The organism is Microbulbifer sp. MLAF003 (assembly GCF_030012965.1).
GTDB lineage: Bacteria > Pseudomonadota > Gammaproteobacteria > Pseudomonadales > Cellvibrionaceae > Microbulbifer > Microbulbifer variabilis.
Map to the genome: position 1 here is coordinate 1,461,861 of NZ_CP120232.1, position 19,189 is coordinate 1,481,049.

Sequence of the window (19,189 nt, forward strand, 5' to 3'; positions counted from 1 at the left end):
ATTTGGGGAGCCTTAATCTATTGGGCTCTCCAAGTTAGTCTTTGCGTAGTTTGCGCGATTTATGCATATAAAGGGTTGCTCCCAAGTAGGAGGGGTTTTTAGGCGTGTCACAAAATAATAAACCGGTGCGTATTGGTATTGTTGTTGGTGAGGCTTCGGGAGATATTCTTGGGGCAGGTCTGATGGCTGCATTGAAAAAACGCCTCCCTCAGGTTCAGTTTGAAGGCATTGCGGGTCCACGAATGTTGGCCCTTGGTGCGGAATCTCTTTTTCCCATGGAGCGCCTCTCGGTAATGGGATTGGTTGAGCCTTTAAAAAGGCTACCTGAGTTGTTAAAGATCCGCCGATCGTTACGTCAGCATTTTTTAGATAATCCGCCAGATCTTTTTATTGGTATTGACTCCCCCGATTTTAATCTATCTCTTGAGGAGTCTCTCAAAGTAGAGGGAGTGCGGACTATGCATTATGTCAGCCCATCGGTTTGGGCTTGGCGTCGTGGCAGAATTAAAAAGATTGCCCGAGCGGTAGACCATATGCTGACGCTATTACCATTTGAGGCAGACTTTTATCGGCAGAATCAGGTTCCCGTGACGTTTGTCGGGCACCCTTTAGCGGATGATATTCCCTTACAAGTGAGTAGTATTGCCGCGCGTAAAGAGCTGGGATTTAGTGAAAGCGATAGGGTAATAGCCTTGTTGCCGGGTAGCCGTGGTGGTGAGGTGCGCTTGCTGGGCCCTTTGTTTTTACAGACTGCCCGCTGGTGTCACCAGCGCAATGCCGACCTGAAGTTTGTGCTTCCAGCGGCGAATGAGCAGCGCCTGGCTGAGTTGCAAGAACAGCTGAAGGACTTTCCAGGTCTTCCGGTAACATTGTTAGAGGGAGACTCTCATAAAGCGCTGAGCGCTGCAGATTCTGTGCTAATCGCTTCGGGAACCGCGACATTGGAAACAATGCTGTTAAAGAAGCCCATGGTGGTTGCCTATAAATTGGGTCGAATCTCTTATGTAATTGTTTCTCGAATGCTACACACTCCTTGGGTTTCTCTGCCCAACCTATTAGCTCAGCGGGAGCTGGTTCCAGAAATACTGCAGAGTAATGCTACTGCAGAGAATCTTGGGGCGGCTTTAATGCGTTATTTTGAAGACCCATTACTCGGAGATCAGCTACACAGAGAGTTTGATGACCTCCATCAGCAGTTGCGCCGAAACGCCTCTGAGCGCGCTGCAGATGCTGTTTGTAGTCTGTTGGATTCGACTGGAAATCAATTATGAGCGCTAAAAAAGAGCTTCCTCCCTATGTGTGTACTTACCAGGGAGATTTACTTGCTGGTGTCGATGAAGTGGGGCGCGGTCCTCTGGCGGGAGATGTTGTTGCTGCGGCAGTAATTCTGGACCCTGCCAAGCCAATAGTGGGATTGGCAGACTCAAAAAAGTTAAGTGAAAAGAGGCGGGAGCAGCTTTTTGGGGAGATTAAAGAGCGTGCCCTGAGTTATTCCATAGCTCGCGCCACAGTGCAGGAAATTGATCAAATCAATATCCTGCAGGCTAGTTTGCTGGCTATGCATCGGGCGGTAGAACAATTGGCAGTGCAGCCGGAATTTGTTCTGGTGGATGGTAATAAGAAGCCAAGTTGGGGTTATCTCTGCGATACAGTGGTTCAGGGGGATAATCGAGTCGCGGCGATTGCAGCGGCCTCTATTCTTGCCAAAGTAACCCGAGATAGGGAGATGGTGGTGCTGGATATGGAGTACCCCGGGTATGGAATGGCCGGGCACAAAGGCTACCCTACCAAGGCCCATTTGCAGGCACTGCAAGAGTTGGGGCCGAGCCCTGTTCATCGGGTGAGCTTTGCCCCAGTAAAGCGGCTATTGGTGGACTTCGCCTAATACAATTGACTGGTGACGACCTAAGGCCAGTCACCGGTCTATTTTTTTGATCCTGGCTTTAGTAATCATTTTTTCAGAAACCTCTTCAATTTCTACCAGGTAATTGAAAATATAGAGGCTGATATTGCCATCAGGGATGCTCTCCAAGTGTTCCATGGCCAGACCATTAAAGGTTTTAGGGCCATCGGTGGGTAAGTCCCATCCCAGCGTGCGGTTGATATCCCGAATAGAGGTGCCACCCTCTATCACATACCAGCCGTCGCCGGAAGCAATAATCTCCTCGTCATCACTAGGTACCTGGCTAGCGGTAAAGTCGCCAACTATTTCCTCTAGCAGGTCTTCCAGGGTGACAATACCCATCACTTCCCCGTATTCATCCACAACCAACCCCATACGACGCTTGGTTTTTTGAAAGTTCATTAACAGAGTGGGGAGTGGGGTGGCTTCCGGAACAAAATAAGGCTCATCGGTAAAGGACTTGAGGCGCTCGGCGGTCAGGTTATCGGGGCCATCGCGAAGGATCTGCGCGGCGCGGCGCAGGTGCAATATACCAACAACCTTGTTGATATCACCTCTGTAAACTGGCAAGCGAGTGAAGCTGCTTTCAGCCAGTTGTTGGAGAATCTCTTCGGCGCCGTTTTCAAGGTCAACCCCCATCACTTCATTGCGTGGGATCATAATGTCTTCAACTGTTGCTTGATCCAGGTCCAACACATTTAGCAGCATGCCTTTGTGCTTGCTGGGAATTAGTGCGCCGGACTCAAATACCACAGTCCTGAGTTCATCTGGAGCTAGGTGCTCGGCGTCACTATTGGCGGTTGTTTCTACGCCCAGCAAGCGCGCAAGCCCATTGGAAATACCACCCACCAGGAGAACAACAGGAGTAAGTAGCCACTGCAGTGGGCGCAAAATAAATGAGGCGGGAAAGGCAATTTTTTCCGGGTGCAGTGCGGCAATGGTTTTTGGGGTGACTTCCGCAAAGATCAACAGGGTGATAGTTAATACTATCGTTGTGAGTATCTCACCATACACTTGAGCAAAGACAGAGCCAACAATAACGGAGACAAGTACGTTAACGAGGTTATTGCCAATAAGAATTGAGCCGATCAGCTTATCGGGCCGAGCAAGAAGCTCCATAGCCCGCTTGGCTCCGCGGTGGCCGCTTTTTGCCTGGTGCCGCAGGCGATAGCGGTTGAGTGCCATCATGCTGGTTTCGGAGCTGGAAAAGAAAGCTGATATAACAATCAGCAGGGCCAGCAGGCTAAATAGCAGGCCCGGGGGCATCTCGTTCAAGGGAGAACTCTTTTTATTTGGGAGCGGAGATATTGGAACAGAATGCAGACCTCCGCAAGTTTTCCGGTCACTTTTAAGTTGTTTTATCCATTCACGTTACCCGCGCTGCAAAATCACTTCCATTACCAGTTTGCTGCCAAAATAGGCCAGCATCAGTGCAGCAAAGGCGCTCAGCGTCCAGCGGACTGCGGTGTTGCCCCGCCAGCCCCACTGCCAGTGCCCCCATAGGAGGATGCTGTAGAGTACCCAGGCGATGATGGAGAGTATGGTTTTGTGAAGTGGGCCCTGCTCAAAAAGATTTCCCACAAATATAAAACCTGTGATTAGTGAGGCGGTGAGTAACAGCTGCCCGAACGCGACCAAGCCAAATAACAGGGATTCCATGCTCTGAAGCGGCGGTAGCAGTCGGGTGGCGCCCACAGGCCTGTGGTTGTGCAGCTGCTGGTTAAGATAAAATAGGTAAATAGCCTGTAGGGTGGCCAAGGTCAGCAGGGAGTAGGCCGAAATTGAAAGCAATGCGTGTACGGCAATGCCTGCGGAGAGCTGCTGGTGTGGCTCAACAGAACCCCAGGTGTGCGATGCCGCGAACTCTGTAAGCGCACCCATGGGAGCAAAGATTAGGATTAGCAGGGTTAGTGGGCGACCTGCAGCCAAAATAAGCAGTAACAGATTTACCACCCAGGCGATCAGGGAGAGCATCGCCAGTAAGTCGAAGCGATATCCTGCGGGTGAGAACAGGGTGTGTCCCAGGGATATCGCATGTGTGATCAAAGCACCTGCGAGAAGGCCCAGCAGCAGTTTATTATTTGGCTGCCGCTCGCGGGCGAGGGCACCTGCTGCGACTGCAGTTGTAGCTATGTAGAGAGCGATTGCCGTCCAGTGGGCGAATGCCGCCATTGAATAGATCCGTATCTTTTATTGCAATAGAAGAGGAGTGTGTCACAGCCCGCTGGAACAGGGAAGATCTGGTGATATTTCTGCTGTGAGGGTACCTGGGCTATACTGCCGCGCCTCAAAGTGGGAGTTAGAAGAGGCTCCCTCAAATTTCGCGGCCCTCCGCACTGGGGTCCAATCCGCAATCGGAGACATCGAGACGAATTTATGTTCGATAACCTGAGTGACCGCTTATCGGCGGCCCTAAAGAAAGTCACCGGCAAGGCGCGCCTGACCGATGACAATATCCGCGACACCTTGCGTGAGGTACGCAAGGCTCTGCTAGAGGCGGATGTCGCCTTGCCAGTGGTTAAGGCTTTCGTGCAGCAGGTGCGCACGGCAGCTGTGGGGCAGAAGGTTAGCAAGGCTCTGAATCCGGGGCAGCAGTTCGTCAAGATTGTTCAGGATGAGCTGGTTAAGGTGATGGGGGCCGCTGCTGAGCCACTTAACCTTGCTGTCCAGCCCCCAGCAGTAATCCTGATGGCGGGTTTGCAGGGTGCCGGTAAGACCACCAGTGTTGCCAAACTGGCCAAGTACCTGCAGGAGCGGGAAAAGAAAAAGGTAATGGTGGTGAGTGCGGATGTGTACCGCCCTGCCGCAATCAAGCAATTGGAGACTCTGGCGGGTGAAGTGGGTGCATTGTTTCACCCGTCGGAGGCTGAGCAGAAGCCTTTGGATATCGCCAAAGGTGCTGTAGATGCTGCGCGCAAACAGTTTGCTGATGTGCTTATCGTCGATACCGCTGGTCGTCTGCATATTGATAGTCAGCTGATGGACGAGATTCGCGAACTACACAGTGAGCTAAACCCTGCAGAAACCCTGTTTGTGATTGATGCGATGATCGGTCAGGACGCGGTGAACACTGCTAGTGCCTTTAATGAAGCCCTGCCGCTGACCGGGGTTATCCTGACAAAAGCTGACGGTGATGCCCGCGGTGGTGCGGCGTTGTCTGTGCGTCATGTGACTGGTAAGCCGATCAAGTTTATCGGTGTCGGTGAAAAAACTGACGCTCTGGAGACCTTCCACCCAGATCGAATTGCCTCCCGTATTTTGGGAATGGGCGATATTCTGTCTCTGATCGAAGAGGCTGAGCAAAAAATCGATAAGGAGAAGGCAGAAAGGCTGGTTAAGAAAGTCCAGAAGGGTAAAGGTTTTGACCTTGAGGATCTTCGCGATCAGCTACAGCAAATGCAGAATATGGGTGGCTTTGGTTCATTGCTTGAAAAAATGCCGGGCATGGGAGGCGTTGCCCAGGCAGCCCAGCAGGCTGATATGGGCAAAGAGTTCAAGCGAATGGATGCGATTATTTCCTCTATGACCCCCGCTGAGCGCCGTAACCCTGAGCTGCTTAACGGTTCGCGTAAGCGCCGCATTGTGGCCGGTTCCGGCACCCAGTTACAGGATTTGAATCGTCTGCTCAAGCAGCACAAGCAGATGGGTAAAATGATGAAGAAGCTCAAAGGCGGCGGTATGGGCAAAATGATGCGCGGCCTTGGCGGCCTGCCTGGCATGGGTGGCGGTATGCCCGGAGGTGTTGGCGGCATGGGTGGCCTGCCTGGTGGTTTGCCTCCTGGTTTTAAGAAGAAATAGTGCCTTTTGGGCCGCTGTTGCGGCCCGATGAATCGCTATACAAATCCCCTGCGGTACATTAGAATACGCCGCCTTTCGCTGGGTGAGCTGCCGGCGAAGTTGTATAGGTGGCTGCTCAACACAGCCATCCAGTATTTGAATCTACAGGAAAGTTACATGGTAACCATTCGTTTGGCTCGTGGCGGCGCTAAAAAGCGTCCGTTCTATCACCTGACCGTAACCGACAGTCGCAATTCCCGCGACGGTCGTTTCATTGAGCGTGTTGGATTCTTCAACCCGGTTGCTCGTGGCCAGGAAGAGCGTCTGCGTATCGATCGTGAGCGCGTTGACTTTTGGCTGGGCCGCGGCGCACAGGTTTCTGACCGCGTCAGCAAGCTGCTGAAAGAATCCGCTTAATTTGCGCGTAAGTGGTGCGCCTGTGACGAATAGCGGTGAGAACTCCGATCAATTGGTCACTGTAGGGCGCGTGACTACCGTTTATGGTGTGCGTGGCTGGGTCAAGGTTCACTCCTATACCGAGCCGATGGACAACATCCTGCAATTCCCCAATTGGTGGTTGCGGGGGCCGAAAGGCTGGGAGGCCCTGGAAGTCGACGCTGGTAAGCGTCACGGAAAGGGATTGATTGTACATGTGAAAGGCGTGGATGACCGCGATTTAGCGGCTCAACTTTGCCAGCGTGATATTGCTGTTGCGCGTGATCTTATGCCGGAACTGGGGCAGGGCGAGTACTACTGGCACCAGCTCGAAGGTTTACGGGTTATCAGCCGTTTCAACGGCGGAGAGCACGACTTTGGTATTGTCGCACGCATGATGGAAACTGGCGCCAATGATGTGTTGGTGGTGCGCGGAGGTGATGATAAGCGCGAGCGCTTGATTCCCTATTTGCCAGACCAGTTTATTGCAGATATTGACCTGGAAGCCGGTGTAATTACCGTCGACTGGGACCCGGCTTTTGAGGCGTTTGGGCGATGACAAAAAGAATCGCTCTGGTAAGCATTTTCCCGGAAATGTTTGCCGCATTGACCGAGTATGGCGTCAGCGGCCGGGCTGTGAAAGATGGCCTGTTGGAAGTGCGCTGCTGGAACCCTCGGGAGTTCACCAGTGACAAACACCGCACTGTGGATGATCGACCTTACGGCGGTGGTCCCGGAATGGTGATGATGGCTGAACCCCTTTACCAGGCTTTACAGGCTGCTCGCAGCTGGGCCGGTGAGGATGGTAAGGCTGTACGAAGTATCTATCTGTCTCCCCAAGGGCGGCAACTGGATCAGCGCGGGGTCGAAGACCTTTCCGAAGCTGGCAATCTGGTTCTGCTGGCTGGGCGCTATGAGGGGATAGATGAGCGCATTGTCGAATCAATGATCGACGAAGAGTGGTCTATTGGTGACTATGTCCTTAGCGGTGGCGAATTGGCTGCTATGGTGATGGTGGATGCGATTACCCGCCTGATTCCCGGTGCTTTAGGACACGATCAGTCTGCAGTTGAGGACTCTTTTTCCTCGGGGCTGCTGGACTGTCCCCACTACACCCGGCCAGAGCAGTACCGGGGCGTAGCGGTGCCGGAAGTGTTGCTCTCGGGCAACCATGAAAGAATACGCCGTTGGCGCCTCAAGCAGGCACTGGTGCGCACACAACAGCGCCGCCCTGACCTTTTGGAAGGGATGGAGCTGAATAAGGAGCAGAAGCAGTTGCTGGAGGAAATTCAGCAGGAGCAGAAGTCCTAAAAAATTGATGCCGGATTCGCCGGGAGGCGGGAGTAGTTCGGTGAACTAGCTGAGAAGCTACACAAACTCTATTTGGGAGCAAATCCAAATGACTAACAAAATTATCCAACAGCTGGAGCGGGAACAGCTGAAGAGCGAAGTACCTCCTTTCGCACCGGGCGACACTGTAATCGTTCAGGTAAAAGTAAAAGAGGGTAACCGTGAGCGTCTGCAGGCGTTTGAAGGTGTGGTTATCGGTAAGCGTAACCGTGGCCTGAACTCCTCTTTCACCGTGCGTAAAATCTCCCATGGCGTTGGTGTAGAGCGTACTTTCCAAACTCACAGCCCGCTGGTTGACAGTATTAAGGTGAAGCGTCGTGGTGACGTGCGTCAGGCTAAGTTGTACTACCTGCGCAACCTGACTGGTAAAGCGGCGCGTATCAAAGAGAAGCTTAACTAAGTACTTCTCTAGCAGCTCACGAAAAAGCCGGGGCCAAATGGCCCCGGCTTTTTTGTGCCTGATAGATTTTGAGCGATGGGACCCTTAGGTCATTTACCCTCTAATCAGCTCTTGTGGGAGTGACCGCCAACCTGGCAGGGTAAGTGAGTGGCCAGCCGGTGGTGGATAAAGGCTGGTGAGGCCCGGAAATCCCAATCCTCACATAAAAACAAATATTTGTAAGTTTCGGTTGTTCAGCTCACAACCTTGGCATTAGGGCGTAGTTCCCTGTGCCTGAATATGTTAAAACGCGCCATTGAGACCGGTTACGGTAATTAGCTGCCATACTGGCTGGAACTGAAGGCCGACGTTTGAGTCGAAGCCCATTGAGAATTTAAGGAGCAATCGGTAATGATGCTTATCAAGAAGCCACTAGCATTCGCTGGTTTACTGCTCGGCCTGCTTGGATCTGCGGCCCTGGCGGAAGTCGACGCAAATGTTGCAAAAGCCATAAAGGCTCGCCTGGAGACTGGTAACCCCAAGGCCACTTATGGCGATGTGCGTAAGAGCCCAATTAGAGGACTCTATGAGGTGGATGTAGATGGTGGCAACACTACCCTATTTGTCTCAGAAGACGGCGGTCATTTTATCTACGGCGACTTGTTTCAGGTGAAGAGTGGAGGTGGCCTCGCTAACCTCTCTGAGACGCGTAGGGCCGGTCATCGGGCCAAGGTGATGGGCAATCAGGATGTTAAGGACATGATTGTGTTCTCTCCGAAGGGGGAGACCAAGGCGAGCATCTATGTATTTACCGATGTGGATTGTGGTTATTGCCGCAAGCTGCACCAGGATGTGCCTGAGCTGAATAAACGTGGTATTGAGGTGCGCTACCTAGCGTTCCCGAGAGGTGGTTTGCAGTCTCTGGGGTACCGCAAGCTCGCTACCGCATGGTGTGCTGACGACAGTAATAAAACATTGACCGCTCTGAAAAACCGGGAGAATGTGCCCCTTAAGGTTTGCGATAACAATCCAGTGGCGGCTCAATACAAGCTCGGCAATGAGGCGATTGATGTCCGTGGTACGCCTACTATCGTAATGGAAGATGGTCGAGTGGTACCGGGTTATCTACCGCCGGCATCTTTAGTTAAGGAGCTGGGTATTTAATCCTTTCCGAGCCTGATAAGCCGGCAGCTGAGCTGCCGGCGTCTCTCTATTAAGCAGGGCTTTTCAAGGATACTTTCCTGGGTTGGGTCATATTTTCCGGAGCAAGAATATCATTGAGTTCCTCCTCGCTTAGCAGCCCATCTTCTAAAATTAGCTGTTTCACGCTGGCCCCGGTAATCAATGCTTGTTTGGCTATACGGGTCGCATTTTCGTAGCCGATAAATGGATTTACCGCAGTGATCAGGCCAATGCTGTTTTCCACCATCTGCAGGCAGTGCTCCTCATTGGCGGTGACGCCACTGATACAGCGTTGTGCCAGGGTATCCATAGCTTGAGTCATCAGTCGCATAGACTGCAGCAGGTTAAAGGCGATTACAGGTTCCATAACGTTTAACTGTAGCTGGCCGGACTCTGCTGCCAGGGTAATGGTCAGATCGTTGCCGATTACCTGGTAGGCGACCTGGTTAACCACTTCTGGAATTACGGGATTTACCTTGCCGGGCATAATCGATGAGCCGGGCTGCATTGGTGGGAGGTTGATTTCATTGAGGCCGGCGCGTGGGCCGCTGGATAATAAGCGCAGGTCGCTGCAAATTTTTGAGATTTTTACCGCGATACGTTTCATCACGCCGGAAAACATTACGAAGGCGCCCATATCGGAAGTCGCCTCAACCAGATTTTCTGCGCAGACAAAATCTATGCCGGAAATTTCAGAAAGGGCTGAAACAACTAACTGGCGGTACTCGGGGTCAGTATTGATGCCTGTGCCAATCGCGGTACCGCCCATATTGATTTCTGTAAACAGTGTCACCAGCTCCTTGACTCTGGCGACATCTTCACGAACGGTTGCGGCGAAGGCAGCAAACTCTTGCCCCAGAGTCATGGGGACAGCATCTTGCAGCTGGGTACGCCCCATTTTTATAACCTGAGCGAATTCTTCGGCCTTTTTATCGAATTCGACACAGAGAACCTCCATAGACTGTACCAAATCGTTGTAGCTAAGCAGTACGGCCAGGTTGATGGAGGTTGGGTAAACATCGTTAGTGGACTGTGACAGGTTTACGTGGTTGTTAGGGTGGGCTTTTTGGTATTCGCCTTTACTATGCCCCAACAGCTCCAGTGCGCGATTAGCTATAACTTCATTGGCATTCATATTGGTGGAGGTGCCGGCCCCCCTGAATCATGTCCACAAGAAACTGGTCGTGCAGTTTGCCGTCGATAATTTCATCACAGGCGCCCGCAATGGCTGTTTGCAGGTTGTTTTCAAGATAGCCCAGTTCCCGGTTGGCCTGTGCCGCAGCCTTTTTGACCATCGCCAGGGCTTTTACCAGGTTGGGGAAGTGATTCACGGTAATTCCCGTTATCTGGAAATTTTCCAGGGCGCGCAGTGTCTGGATGCCAAAATAAACATCTGCAGGCACTTCACGCTCCCCCAGCAGGTCGCGCTCAACTCGTGTTGCGCTGCCGGCGCTGAATACGGGCATGGGTTTTAGTGTATGGAAATCATTGGTCATATTGATTCCTGTTTTCTCTTTATCTGCATGTGGGCGAGCGCGTAGAGAGCAAGGTTTACTTTGCTCTGAGGTTCGCCTTTTTGTTGTGGTAAATTGCCCCCTTAAGTGAAAAGGGGCCTTGTTGTTTAAAGTGGGGTGGCAAAAAAATTCTGCGGGCCTTCAGTAGTTGAGGTCTGGATGTTTTCACGGATATTCGGGTTGATTTCACCTGAGTCCGGACCAAAAACGCCGCAAAGCTTCAATGCATTTTTAATACTGATATTTCGTCCAAGGGACTCCAAAACCACTTTGGTGCAGACGGGTTCCCGCCTGTCATTGGCGGAAGCACCAAGCTTGAGGCCTGATAAATAACTGACGCGGCTCTTATAGGTTGGGTAGAGAATAGTTTGTGCTATCTCATTTCGTGTCAGGGCTTCGTAACCAATCAGGAATATGCGCTCAGAAAGAAAAAAGAGCATTCCCTTATAGCGGGATTTGTACCATTCCTCCCTGTTTGGATAGCGCATACGCTCAAAGCGCTGGAAGTAATAGCCATCTCCATCGGACTCTATATGTAGCAGGCTGCGAACAATATGATCCGGAAAGGTCATGGAGTAGTGATACTCAAAATAGAAGCCCAGGTACTTATCCGCCCGGCCCTGGGATTCACGCATGAGAATGTCGATATCCGGACTGTATGGGCGTATTGCTTCTTTTGTACTTGAGGGTGCGCTGCGTACACGAACAATCTGATCAAACTGTTCATGAGGCATCATAATTTCGTGAGGCTCAACCCCAAAAAAATGGCAGATTTTATTGAGAGTGTACTGCGAAGGTTGGGTATGACCATTCAGATATTTATTAAATTGCGCCCGATTAACCTCCATACGCCTGCACACTTCGGCGATTGAGCGGTAGAAACTGCACAAAAGGCGCAAGTTTTGTGAGAAGTCGTTACTCATCGATTATCTGCTTCTGGTTCCAATGCCCGGAAAATCCTTCCCAATATTTTATTAACCACTCCCTGGGTATGCCGATTTCCCACTCTATTTAACTGGGGGTACACTCTCCACACAGTGAAGTTTCCATCAGTTCTTTGATTTTATCGGTTGGATAGCCCATAGCTAATAAGTGATTTAACTTGGCAAAACAAGCTTCGCTGGTCATATCCAATCCACCAATAACACCTGCGCGTAATAAGGCAGAGCCCGCTGCATACTTGCCTAGGTCTACTACATTTTCGAGGCACTGGGATACGGCTACACAGATAATGCCCAACTCCGTAGCTTTCTCCAGTTGTGAGGTAAAGGCACAGTCATCGGTGGGTGCATTACCGGTACCATAGGTCTCTATCACCAGGCCTCGCGGGCGATGTTCAATGACCTTACTGAGGAAGAGGGAGGAAATGCCGGGGAAAAGCTTTATTAGTACAACATCGCCATCAGCGGATTCCGGGATTTGGAATTGTGTAGCATCACCGGGCTCCAGTAGGGCGTTGCGATCAATGTTGATCTGAATGCCCACTTCACCAAGGCATGGATAGTTCGGACTGGTAAAGGCATCCAGTGAGCCTGAACTCACTTTAACAGCGCGGTTACCTCGCAACAGTTTGCCGTTGAAGTAGAGACAGATCTCCTTGATTTCATCGGAACCACTGAGCAAAAGGGCGGCAATCAGGTTGTTGTAAGCATCACTTCGCATCTCCCTCAGGGGAATCTGCGAGCCGGTAACCAGTACTGGTTTGGCCAGGCCCTGAAGCGCAAAAGAGAGTGCGGATGCGGTATAGGCCATGGTGTCGGTACCGTGCAACACGACAAAGCCGGAGTACTGGCTATAGTTGTCGCGTATCAGGGTGGCAATACGATACCAGTCCCGAGGCTGCATATTAGCGCTATCCAGCAGTGGGTCGAGAGCCTGAAAGTCATAGCTTGGGAGCTGGCCAATGGCATCTTGTAAAAGGCGTTCTAGAGCGCCTTCCAAATCGGCATCCGGGATGTAGCCGGACTCACTTCGACGCATGCCCAGGGTTCCGCCAGTGTACAGGATAAGAGTTTTTTTCATTACTCGACCGCTATCTGAGTCAGTTTTCAGGGCGCCCATTTTTCTGGAAAAGGCGCGGTATATGCAATTTCGCAGGCTGTTGGCACCTGATGCTAGTAGATGCTTATATAGCATCTACTGAGGATGGTATCTGTTTCAAGAAGTGTTTTATGGTGACAGAAGTGTCAAATGCCCTTATTTGAGGATGCCTAAAGCTGGTGCGCAATTTAATTGGATTTATTGCGTATCTCTCGGTAAGGTTGTCGATCTTTTGTCGACTTTGTTGATATTTATTGCGCTGTGCCCCGGAGTGATATTTTAGTGTGTTTACGTTGGGCCGGGAGCAAATGCGCGGAGGGAATTTGTGAGCGCAACAATTGAAGAGTCTGCGGGGGCAGTTGGTCAGGTGGTTGCAGGAAAAACGCAGCGTGCAGTGAGAATTGGTGTGTGCGGCCTGGGCACAGTGGGTGGTGGGACGATCAATGTCCTGGCACGCAATGCGGAGGAAGTGGCCGCACGCTGTGGGCGCCCGGTGGCTATTGAGCAGGTTGGGGCGCGCCGGGATAACCCGGACTGTGACACCAGCCGACTGAATGTAACGCGGGAAATTTTCGATGTTGCCAACAATCCCGATGTCGACATTCTGGTGGAGTTAATCGGTGGCACTACTGTGGCCCGTGAGCTGGTATTAGCAGCCATAGAGAATGGCAAGCATGTTGTTACTGCTAACAAAGCGCTGATAGCCGAGCATGGCAATGAACTGTTTGAGTTAGCTGCCAGCAAAGGAGTCACTATTGCCTATGAGGCTGCCGTGGCTGGGGGTATTCCGATTATAAAATCCTTGCGCGAGGGGCTGGTCGGCAACCGGATTCAGTGGCTCGCGGGTATTATAAACGGCACGGGTAACTATATTCTCACCGAAATGCGCGATAAGGGCCGCAGCTTCGCTGAGGCGCTGTCCCAGGCGCAAGCGCTCGGCTATGCGGAGGCCGATCCCACTTTCGATGTGGAAGGTATTGATGCAGCGCACAAGCTGGTGATTATGGCTTCTCTGGCATTCACTATGCCGCTCGCTTTCGACAAGGTGTATACCGAGGGCATCAGCCGCATCTCCAGTGAAGACATCCGCTATGCCGATGAACTCGGCTATAGAATCAAGCATTTGGGTATTGCCCGCCGTACAGATCAAGGGGTGGAACTGCGAGTACATCCGACACTGATCCCCCAGCGCCGCCTGATTGCCAATGTAAATGGGGTTATGAACGCTGTGCTTGTGAATGGTGATGCGGTTGGGCCGACCCTGTATTACGGCGCTGGTGCTGGTGCGGAGGCCACAGCTTCAGCTGTGATTGCTGATATTGTCGATGTGGCGCGTACCCTCGATGCCAGGCCAGATCAGCGAGTGCCCGCTGCCGGGGTGGCACTTACCGAGCAGGGAGATACTCAGGTGCTGCCGGAAGAAGAGGTGGTTACCAGCTATTATCTGCGCATATCTGCCCATGATAAGCCCGGTGTTATGTCTAAGGTGGCCACTATTTGCAGTGATCAGGGTATTAGTATTGAGGCCTTGATTCAGCACGAGCCTTCGGAGGGTGAGGAGTTGGTGCCGGTGGTGATCCTGACCAGCCGCGCCAGGGAGGCCTGCCTGCGTGAAGCAGTCGCTCAGATTGAAGCCCTGGATACGGTTGAGGGTGATGTGGTGCGAATTCGCGTGGAAAGCCTTGGCTGATCCTGACCTTTGTCGCTTATTTGGTGCTGTTCCCGGGAGGAGCGTTGCCAGTTTTCTGTACATCCCGCTAAGTTTGAGAGCCAATTAACACCGTGAAATTTATCAGCACTCGCGGCCGCGCGCCGTCTCTCTCTTTTGCCGATACTGTTCTCACCGGGCTTGCCAGTGATGGCGGCCTCTATGTACCCGAGTCACTGCCGCAATTTTCCCGAGAGGATATTGCGGCTATGGCGGGTCTGGATTACCAGCAGCTGGCTTTTGAAATTATCCGGCCGTTTGTGGGAGAGGATCTCAATGAGCGGGAGCTACGCGATATTATCGAGCGCTCCTATGGTTTGGGGCAGGGTCAGTTTCGTCACAGGGCGGTAGCGCCTTTGGTGCAGACCGATACCAACGAGTGGATTCTGGAGCTTTTCCACGGCCCAACTCTGGCCTTTAAAGATTTTGCCCTGCAGTTTCTCGGTCAGTTGTTCGACCACCTGCTGAAAAAGCGTGGTGAGCGCGTGGTGGTGATGGGAGCTACTTCCGGGGATACCGGTTCGGCGGCGATTGAAGGCTGCCGCCACTGCGACAATATCGATATTTTTATTTTGCATCCCCATAACCGGGTCTCAGAGGTGCAGCGTCGGCAGATGACCACGGTGTTGTCGGACAATGTGTTCAATATCGCCATGGAAGGTAATTTCGACGATTGCCAGAATATGGTGAAGGCCAGCTTCGCCAACCAGTCCTTTTTACCCGATGGGCGCCGTTTAGTGGCGGTGAACTCCATTAATTGGGCGCGTATTATGGCGCAGATTGTCTACTACTTTTACGCAGCCTTGCGCCTGGGCGCATCAGATAAAACGGTAAATTTCTCCGTGCCCACTGGCAACTTTGGCGATATTTTTGCCGGTTACCTGGCGAAGCGGATGGGGCTGCCTATCGATCAACTGGTGATCGCCACTAATGCCAACGATATCCTGCACCGCTGCATCAGCGATAACGACCATACCCCTAAGCCGCTGATACACAGCCTGTCGCCCAGCATGGATATCATGGTGTCGAGCAATTTTGAGCGCCTGCTGTTTGATCTCTACGGCCGCGATGGTGCCGCAGTGGCGGAGTTGCTGGCAGATCGCAGTGTACCTATGCACTTGAGCGAATCGGCCCTGGCGCAGGCCCAAAAGACATTTTCCAGCTATAGGGTCGACGATGCGCGTACTATTGAGGTGATTCGTGAGCAGTACCAGGCGACCGGCTATCTGCTCGATCCCCATACCGCTATTGGTGTCGAGGCCGCAAGAAGGGTGCGCCGCTCTGCTGAGCAGCCAATGGTTTGCTTATCCACTGCACACCCGGCAAAATTCCCCGATGCTGTGGCGCAGGCACTGCCACAAACTAAAATTCCCTTACCGGCACATATGCAGGACCTCTGGCAGCGCGAAGAGCGATTCAAGGTGCTGCCCAACGACTTGTCCCAAGTGCACGACTATATGGCGACCATGTTGTCCGAAGGGCTCTAGCTGGCGCAGCGAGGGACTTGGCGGCCGGATTAAAAATAGCTGAGAGAGAATGAATACAACAATTCAGCGGCGGCCAGTGGATTTTTCCACTGGCCGTTTTGCTTCTGAAACTCCCAAAATTTTGCAGAGAGTACTGCTTGGTCGCGGTATCGTCAGCGAGGAGGCCCTGAACCACAGTCTCGCCAAGCTGCAGCAACCTCAGTTGATGCGGGGGCTGGATACAGCGGTGACACTGCTGGTGGAAACCGTGCGAGCGCAACAGAAGATCTTGATTGTCGGTGACTTCGATGCCGACGGTGCTACCAGCAGCACGCTCGCCGTACTGGCGTTGGGGGCCATGGGAGCGTCGGGTGTTGACTTCCTCGTGCCGAACCGCTTCGATTTCGGCTATGGGTTGACCCCGGAAATCGTTGAGGTGGCCAAAGATTATGCCCCGGATATGCTGGTCACAGTAGATAACGGCATCAGCAGCATCGATGGAGTTGCAGCGGCCAAGGCGGCGGGGATGACGGTGATCGTAACCGATCACCACCTGCCGGGCAGTGAGTTGCCAGAGGCTGATGCCATCGTCAATCCAAATCAACCGGGCTGTGATTTTCCCAGCAAGAATCTCGCCGGTGTGGGAGTGATTTTCTATCTGTTGAGCCGCCTGCGCAGTGCTCTGCAGGAGTGCGGCTGGTTTGAACAGAGTGGCATAGCCCCGCCGAATATGGCTGAGTACCTCGACCTGGTGGCATTAGGCACTGTGGCAGATTTGGTGCCTCTGGATCATAACAATCGCATCCTGGTGCACCAGGGTATCGCCCGTATCCGCTCCGGCCGTTGCCGGCCCGGGATTTCCGCGCTGTTGGAAGTGGCGGGGCGCGATCAGCGAAGGCTTTCCACTACAGATATCGGTTTTACCCTGGGGCCGCGGATCAATGCTGCCGGGCGCCTGGATGATATTGGTACCGGCATCCGCTGCCTCCTGACCCGCGATCCCAATGAGGCCCGAGAGCTGGCGGGGGAGCTGGATAGGCTCAACCGGGACCGCAAGGCAATAGAGCAGAGTATGCAGCGGGAAGCCCTGGCGGCGTTGGAAGAACTACAGCTTGAGGGGGAGATTCCCTGGAGTCTTTGCCTCTACGATACTAATTGGCACCAGGGGGTAGTGGGTATCCTCGCCAGCCGTATCAAGGAGAAATTCCACCGCCCGGTAATTGCCTTTGCAGAAGGGGATAATGGCCTGGTGAAAGGCTCTGCGCGCTCCATTCCTGGGTTACATATCCGCGATGCCCTGAGCGATGTGGCTGCAGCCAATCCTGAATTGATCAGTAAATTCGGCGGTCACGCCATGGCCGCGGGTTTGAGCTTGCCGGCGGAGCACCTCAGTGCCTTTCGTACCGAGTTTGAGCGGGCAGTGCGCAACCGCCTGGATGAAAATCAATTACAGGCAGTGATCGACTCTGATGGTGAATTGGATATTGCAGATTACACCCTGCAAACTGCAGCCTTGTTGCGCGCCTGCGCCCCTTGGGGCCAGGCGTTTCCCGAGCCGGTCTTCGATGGGGAGTTTCTGCTGCTGCAACAGCGAATCGTTGGTGAGCGCCACCTAAAAATGGTGGTTGCTCCGCCGCAGGCTCCGCAACTGGCACTGGATGCCATCGCCTTTAATGTGGACATAGATCAGTGGCCGCAGGCTGCCGAACGAGTGCGTTTGGCCTACAAGTTGGATGTCAATGAATTTCGCGGGCGGGAATCCCTACAGTTAATGGTGAACCTGCTGGAGGCGGTATAAGAGTCACCTTTTCAAAAATCGCGAAGTGCGGGGAGCGTATTCGCGGCTGTGCTTAAAAACGTCGTTGGAAGTAGAAGAAGTGAAACGGAAACAAGTCCAGGCTGAAGTCCTGCTGTTATTGGCCGCCCTGTTCTGGGGTGTCGCCTTTGTGCCACAAAAGGTCGCTATGGCGGATATTGAGCCGCTGGCATTTAACGCATGGCGCTTTATTCTCGGTGGCCTGATTTTGGTGCCGATCGTTTATTGGTTGTCTTCTCGCAGGGATTCCCAGCCCGGTGAAGTGGGCGGCAAGCATGTTAATCATCGTTGGAAAGCCTGTTTGCCCGGCGGTGCTGTGCTCGGTTTCTGGCTGTTTCTTGGTGCGGCGCTGCAGCAAGTGAGCTTGCTCTATACAACCGCTGGTCGGGCTGGGTTTATTACCGGTTTCTACCTGCTATTGGTGCCAGTGATCGGTTTGTCCCTCGGCCACAAAACCAATCGCTGGACTTGGGTGGGCATTGCTCTTGCCCTTTTCGGCCTCTATTGGCTGGCGGACTTTGCTGAAGAGTCGCAATTAATCGGTGACTTAATGGTGTTCGCGAGTGCCTTCGTATTCGCTATACAGGTGTTGTCGGCCGATCATCTGGTGAAGCGCTACGATGCATTGCGTCTCGCCTGTATTCAGTTCCTGGTATGCGGCTTGTTGTCAGCCCTGGCGTCCCTCTTCACTGAAGAAGCAACAATACAGTCGGCTGTGGATGCAGCCTGGCCCATCGCCTATATGATGATTTTTTCCACGGCACTGGCCTTTACTTTCCAATTGCTGGCCCAGCGCTATGCTGCGCCTTCCCACGCCACGGTAATTATGAGTCTGGAGGCGGTGTTTGCTCTGGCGGCGGGCTGGCTATTCCTCAATGAAGTGCTGAATGCCCGTGAGCTTATCGGTTGCGGCCTTATGTTGGCAGGAATGCTTGTTAGTCATTACGGTAACCACAATGGTACCCATCACTAGGAAGTAAAATGGAGCTGTCTGTACTCGCGCTTTTTGTCCCAGCCAGTTTTTTTGCCTCGGTAACGCCGGGATTGTGCATGATGTTGGCGCTCAGCCTGGGAATTACACTGGGGGTGCGCCACACCTTGTGGATGATGGTTGGTGAGCTGGCGGGAGTAGCCCTAGTGGCTCTGGCTGCAGTGCTTGGGGCTGCAGTGCTGATGGTGCAGTACCCGACAGTATTTCAGGTTTTCAAATACTGTGGCGGTGCTTATCTTGCTTGGGTGGGCGTGCAAATGTGGCGCTCGCGAGGGCAATTGGCCGCCATTGATGGCGGAGGCCGGGGGCTATGCGTGTACGGCCTTCGCCTAAAGCGTTAGTGGCCCAAGGGTTTGTTACTGCTGTGGCCAACCCTAAAGGATGGGCTTTTTTCATTGCCTTATTGCCACCCTTTATCAATCAAAGTAAACCTTTGGTGCCGCAACTCTCCGTGCTGCTTGCCACAATACTGTTGCTGGAAACCCTGTGTCTGCTGATTTACGCTGGAGGTGGTCAGGCACTCAGTCGTCTGCTGGAACGTGCTGAGAATGTGCGCTTGATCAATCGCATCTCCGGTACATTGATGTTACTGGTGGGAGTCTGGCTGGCACTGTCCTGAGTTGGGCTG

General features: G+C 52.8%; 18 protein-coding genes and 1 pseudogene. 14 read left to right on the forward strand and 5 right to left on the reverse strand.

Annotated features, from left to right (window positions below):
- Window positions 1–104 precede the first annotated feature (104 nt).
- Together lpxB and rnhB are read left to right on the forward strand one after the other, a co-directional pair.
- Complete coding sequence (gene lpxB / locus P3339_RS07075) at window positions 105–1,271, forward strand: lipid-A-disaccharide synthase (RefSeq protein ID WP_282952845.1); 1,167 nt, start codon at window positions 105–107, stop codon at window positions 1,269–1,271.
- Window positions 1,268–1,885, forward strand: coding sequence for a ribonuclease HII (rnhB, locus tag P3339_RS07080; RefSeq protein ID WP_282952846.1), 618 nt, complete (start codon window positions 1,268–1,270; stop codon window positions 1,883–1,885). The genes lpxB and rnhB overlap by 4 nt, the downstream gene beginning before the upstream one ends.
- Before the next feature lie 30 nt (window positions 1,886–1,915).
- Here rnhB and P3339_RS07085 read toward each other — a convergent pair whose 3' ends face one another.
- Window positions 1,916–3,178, reverse strand: coding sequence for an HlyC/CorC family transporter (locus tag P3339_RS07085; RefSeq protein ID WP_026305100.1), 1,263 nt, complete (start codon window positions 3,176–3,178; stop codon window positions 1,916–1,918).
- Between the two features lie 96 nt (window positions 3,179–3,274).
- Window positions 3,275–4,075: a cytochrome C assembly family protein gene (locus tag P3339_RS07090; RefSeq protein WP_020413510.1), complete on the reverse strand. Its 801-nt coding sequence runs from the start codon at window positions 4,073–4,075 to the stop codon at window positions 3,275–3,277.
- A 204-nt stretch (window positions 4,076–4,279) separates the two neighbouring features.
- Between P3339_RS07090 and ffh the strand changes: the two genes are divergently transcribed.
- The 6 genes from ffh (at window position 4,280) to P3339_RS07120 (ending at window position 9,008) form a co-directional block, all read left to right on the forward strand.
- On the forward strand, window positions 4,280–5,701 hold the full coding sequence (ffh, locus tag P3339_RS07095) for a signal recognition particle protein (RefSeq protein WP_282952847.1): 1,422 nt from the start codon (window positions 4,280–4,282) through the stop codon (window positions 5,699–5,701).
- A gap of 156 nt (window positions 5,702–5,857) precedes the next feature.
- Window positions 5,858–6,097, forward strand: a complete 240-nt coding sequence (rpsP, locus tag P3339_RS07100) for a 30S ribosomal protein S16 (protein ID WP_026305099.1) — start codon at window positions 5,858–5,860, stop codon at window positions 6,095–6,097.
- Window positions 6,098–6,119: 22 nt separating this feature from the next.
- Window positions 6,120–6,674 carry a ribosome maturation factor RimM gene (gene rimM, locus P3339_RS07105; RefSeq protein WP_282952848.1) on the forward strand — a complete coding sequence of 185 codons (555 nt, stop codon included), beginning with the start codon at window positions 6,120–6,122 and terminating at the stop codon, window positions 6,672–6,674.
- Window positions 6,671–7,426 (forward strand): tRNA (guanosine(37)-N1)-methyltransferase TrmD, encoded by a 756-nt coding sequence (trmD, locus tag P3339_RS07110; RefSeq protein WP_282952849.1) that lies wholly within the window; start codon window positions 6,671–6,673, stop codon window positions 7,424–7,426. The genes rimM and trmD overlap by 4 nt, the downstream gene beginning before the upstream one ends.
- Window positions 7,427–7,508: 82 nt before the next feature.
- Window positions 7,509–7,865: a 50S ribosomal protein L19 gene (rplS, locus tag P3339_RS07115; protein ID WP_282953562.1), complete on the forward strand. Its 357-nt coding sequence runs from the start codon at window positions 7,509–7,511 to the stop codon at window positions 7,863–7,865.
- Between the two features lie 390 nt (window positions 7,866–8,255).
- Window positions 8,256–9,008, forward strand: coding sequence for a DsbC family protein (locus tag P3339_RS07120; protein WP_020413504.1), 753 nt, complete (start codon window positions 8,256–8,258; stop codon window positions 9,006–9,008).
- Between the two features lie 49 nt (window positions 9,009–9,057).
- Here P3339_RS07120 and aspA read toward each other — a convergent pair.
- The 3 genes and pseudogenes from aspA to P3339_RS07135 all read right to left on the reverse strand — a co-directional run bounded on the left by aspA (window position 9,058) and on the right by P3339_RS07135 (window position 12,562).
- A pseudogene (gene aspA, locus P3339_RS07125) lies at window positions 9,058–10,522 on the reverse strand (aspartate ammonia-lyase).
- 125 nt (window positions 10,523–10,647) lie between these two features.
- Complete coding sequence (locus P3339_RS07130; RefSeq protein ID WP_282952850.1) at window positions 10,648–11,463, reverse strand: helix-turn-helix domain-containing protein; 816 nt, start codon at window positions 11,461–11,463, stop codon at window positions 10,648–10,650.
- A gap of 88 nt (window positions 11,464–11,551) precedes the next feature.
- Entirely contained in the window at window positions 11,552–12,562 is a 1,011-nt protein-coding gene (locus P3339_RS07135; protein ID WP_282952851.1) for a type I asparaginase, read from the reverse strand.
- A gap of 385 nt (window positions 12,563–12,947) precedes the next feature.
- Between P3339_RS07135 and P3339_RS07140 the strand changes: the two genes are divergently transcribed.
- The 6 genes from P3339_RS07140 (at window position 12,948) to P3339_RS07165 (ending at window position 19,180) form a co-directional block, all read left to right on the forward strand.
- Window positions 12,948–14,270, forward strand: a complete 1,323-nt coding sequence (locus P3339_RS07140) for a homoserine dehydrogenase (RefSeq protein ID WP_026305096.1) — start codon at window positions 12,948–12,950, stop codon at window positions 14,268–14,270.
- Window positions 14,271–14,362: 92 nt separating this feature from the next.
- A complete protein-coding gene (gene thrC / locus P3339_RS07145; protein WP_282952852.1) occupies window positions 14,363–15,775 on the forward strand; it encodes a threonine synthase in 1,413 nt (470 codons plus the stop codon).
- 49 nt (window positions 15,776–15,824) lie between these two features.
- Complete coding sequence (gene recJ / locus P3339_RS07150) at window positions 15,825–17,552, forward strand: single-stranded-DNA-specific exonuclease RecJ (RefSeq protein ID WP_282952853.1); 1,728 nt, start codon at window positions 15,825–15,827, stop codon at window positions 17,550–17,552.
- A 79-nt stretch (window positions 17,553–17,631) separates the two neighbouring features.
- The gene (locus P3339_RS07155) at window positions 17,632–18,543 is read left to right on the forward strand and encodes a DMT family transporter (protein WP_282952854.1); all 912 of its coding nucleotides are present in this window, start codon (window positions 17,632–17,634) and stop codon (window positions 18,541–18,543) included.
- 8 nt (window positions 18,544–18,551) lie between these two features.
- Window positions 18,552–18,902 (forward strand): LysE family translocator, encoded by a 351-nt coding sequence (locus P3339_RS07160; RefSeq protein WP_282952855.1) that lies wholly within the window; start codon window positions 18,552–18,554, stop codon window positions 18,900–18,902.
- Window positions 18,872–19,180, forward strand: coding sequence for a LysE family translocator (locus P3339_RS07165; protein ID WP_282952856.1), 309 nt, complete (start codon window positions 18,872–18,874; stop codon window positions 19,178–19,180). Before P3339_RS07160 ends, P3339_RS07165 begins: the two co-directional genes overlap by 31 nt.
- Window positions 19,181–19,189: the final 9 nt, after the last annotated feature.

Excerpts from the sequence above, each read along its gene's own strand:
- rnhB (WP_282952846.1), top strand. The coding sequence starts at position 1,268 with ATGAGCGCTAAAAAAGAGCTTCCTCCCTATGTGTGTACTTACCAGGGA.
- P3339_RS07090 (WP_020413510.1), bottom strand. The coding sequence starts at position 4,075 with ATGGCGGCATTCGCCCACTGGACGGCAATCGCTCTCTACATAGCTACA.
- ffh (WP_282952847.1), top strand. The coding sequence starts at position 4,280 with ATGTTCGATAACCTGAGTGACCGCTTATCGGCGGCCCTAAAGAAAGTC.
- rpsP (WP_026305099.1), top strand. The coding sequence starts at position 5,858 with ATGGTAACCATTCGTTTGGCTCGTGGCGGCGCTAAAAAGCGTCCGTTC.
- trmD (WP_282952849.1), top strand. The coding sequence starts at position 6,671 with ATGACAAAAAGAATCGCTCTGGTAAGCATTTTCCCGGAAATGTTTGCC.
- P3339_RS07120 (WP_020413504.1), top strand. The coding sequence starts at position 8,256 with ATGATGCTTATCAAGAAGCCACTAGCATTCGCTGGTTTACTGCTCGGC.
- P3339_RS07130 (WP_282952850.1), bottom strand. The coding sequence starts at position 11,463 with ATGAGTAACGACTTCTCACAAAACTTGCGCCTTTTGTGCAGTTTCTAC.
- P3339_RS07135 (WP_282952851.1), bottom strand. The coding sequence starts at position 12,562 with ATGAAAAAAACTCTTATCCTGTACACTGGCGGAACCCTGGGCATGCGT.
- recJ (WP_282952853.1), top strand. The coding sequence starts at position 15,825 with ATGAATACAACAATTCAGCGGCGGCCAGTGGATTTTTCCACTGGCCGT.
- P3339_RS07160 (WP_282952855.1), top strand. The coding sequence starts at position 18,552 with ATGGAGCTGTCTGTACTCGCGCTTTTTGTCCCAGCCAGTTTTTTTGCC.
- P3339_RS07165 (WP_282952856.1), top strand. The coding sequence starts at position 18,872 with ATGCGTGTACGGCCTTCGCCTAAAGCGTTAGTGGCCCAAGGGTTTGTT.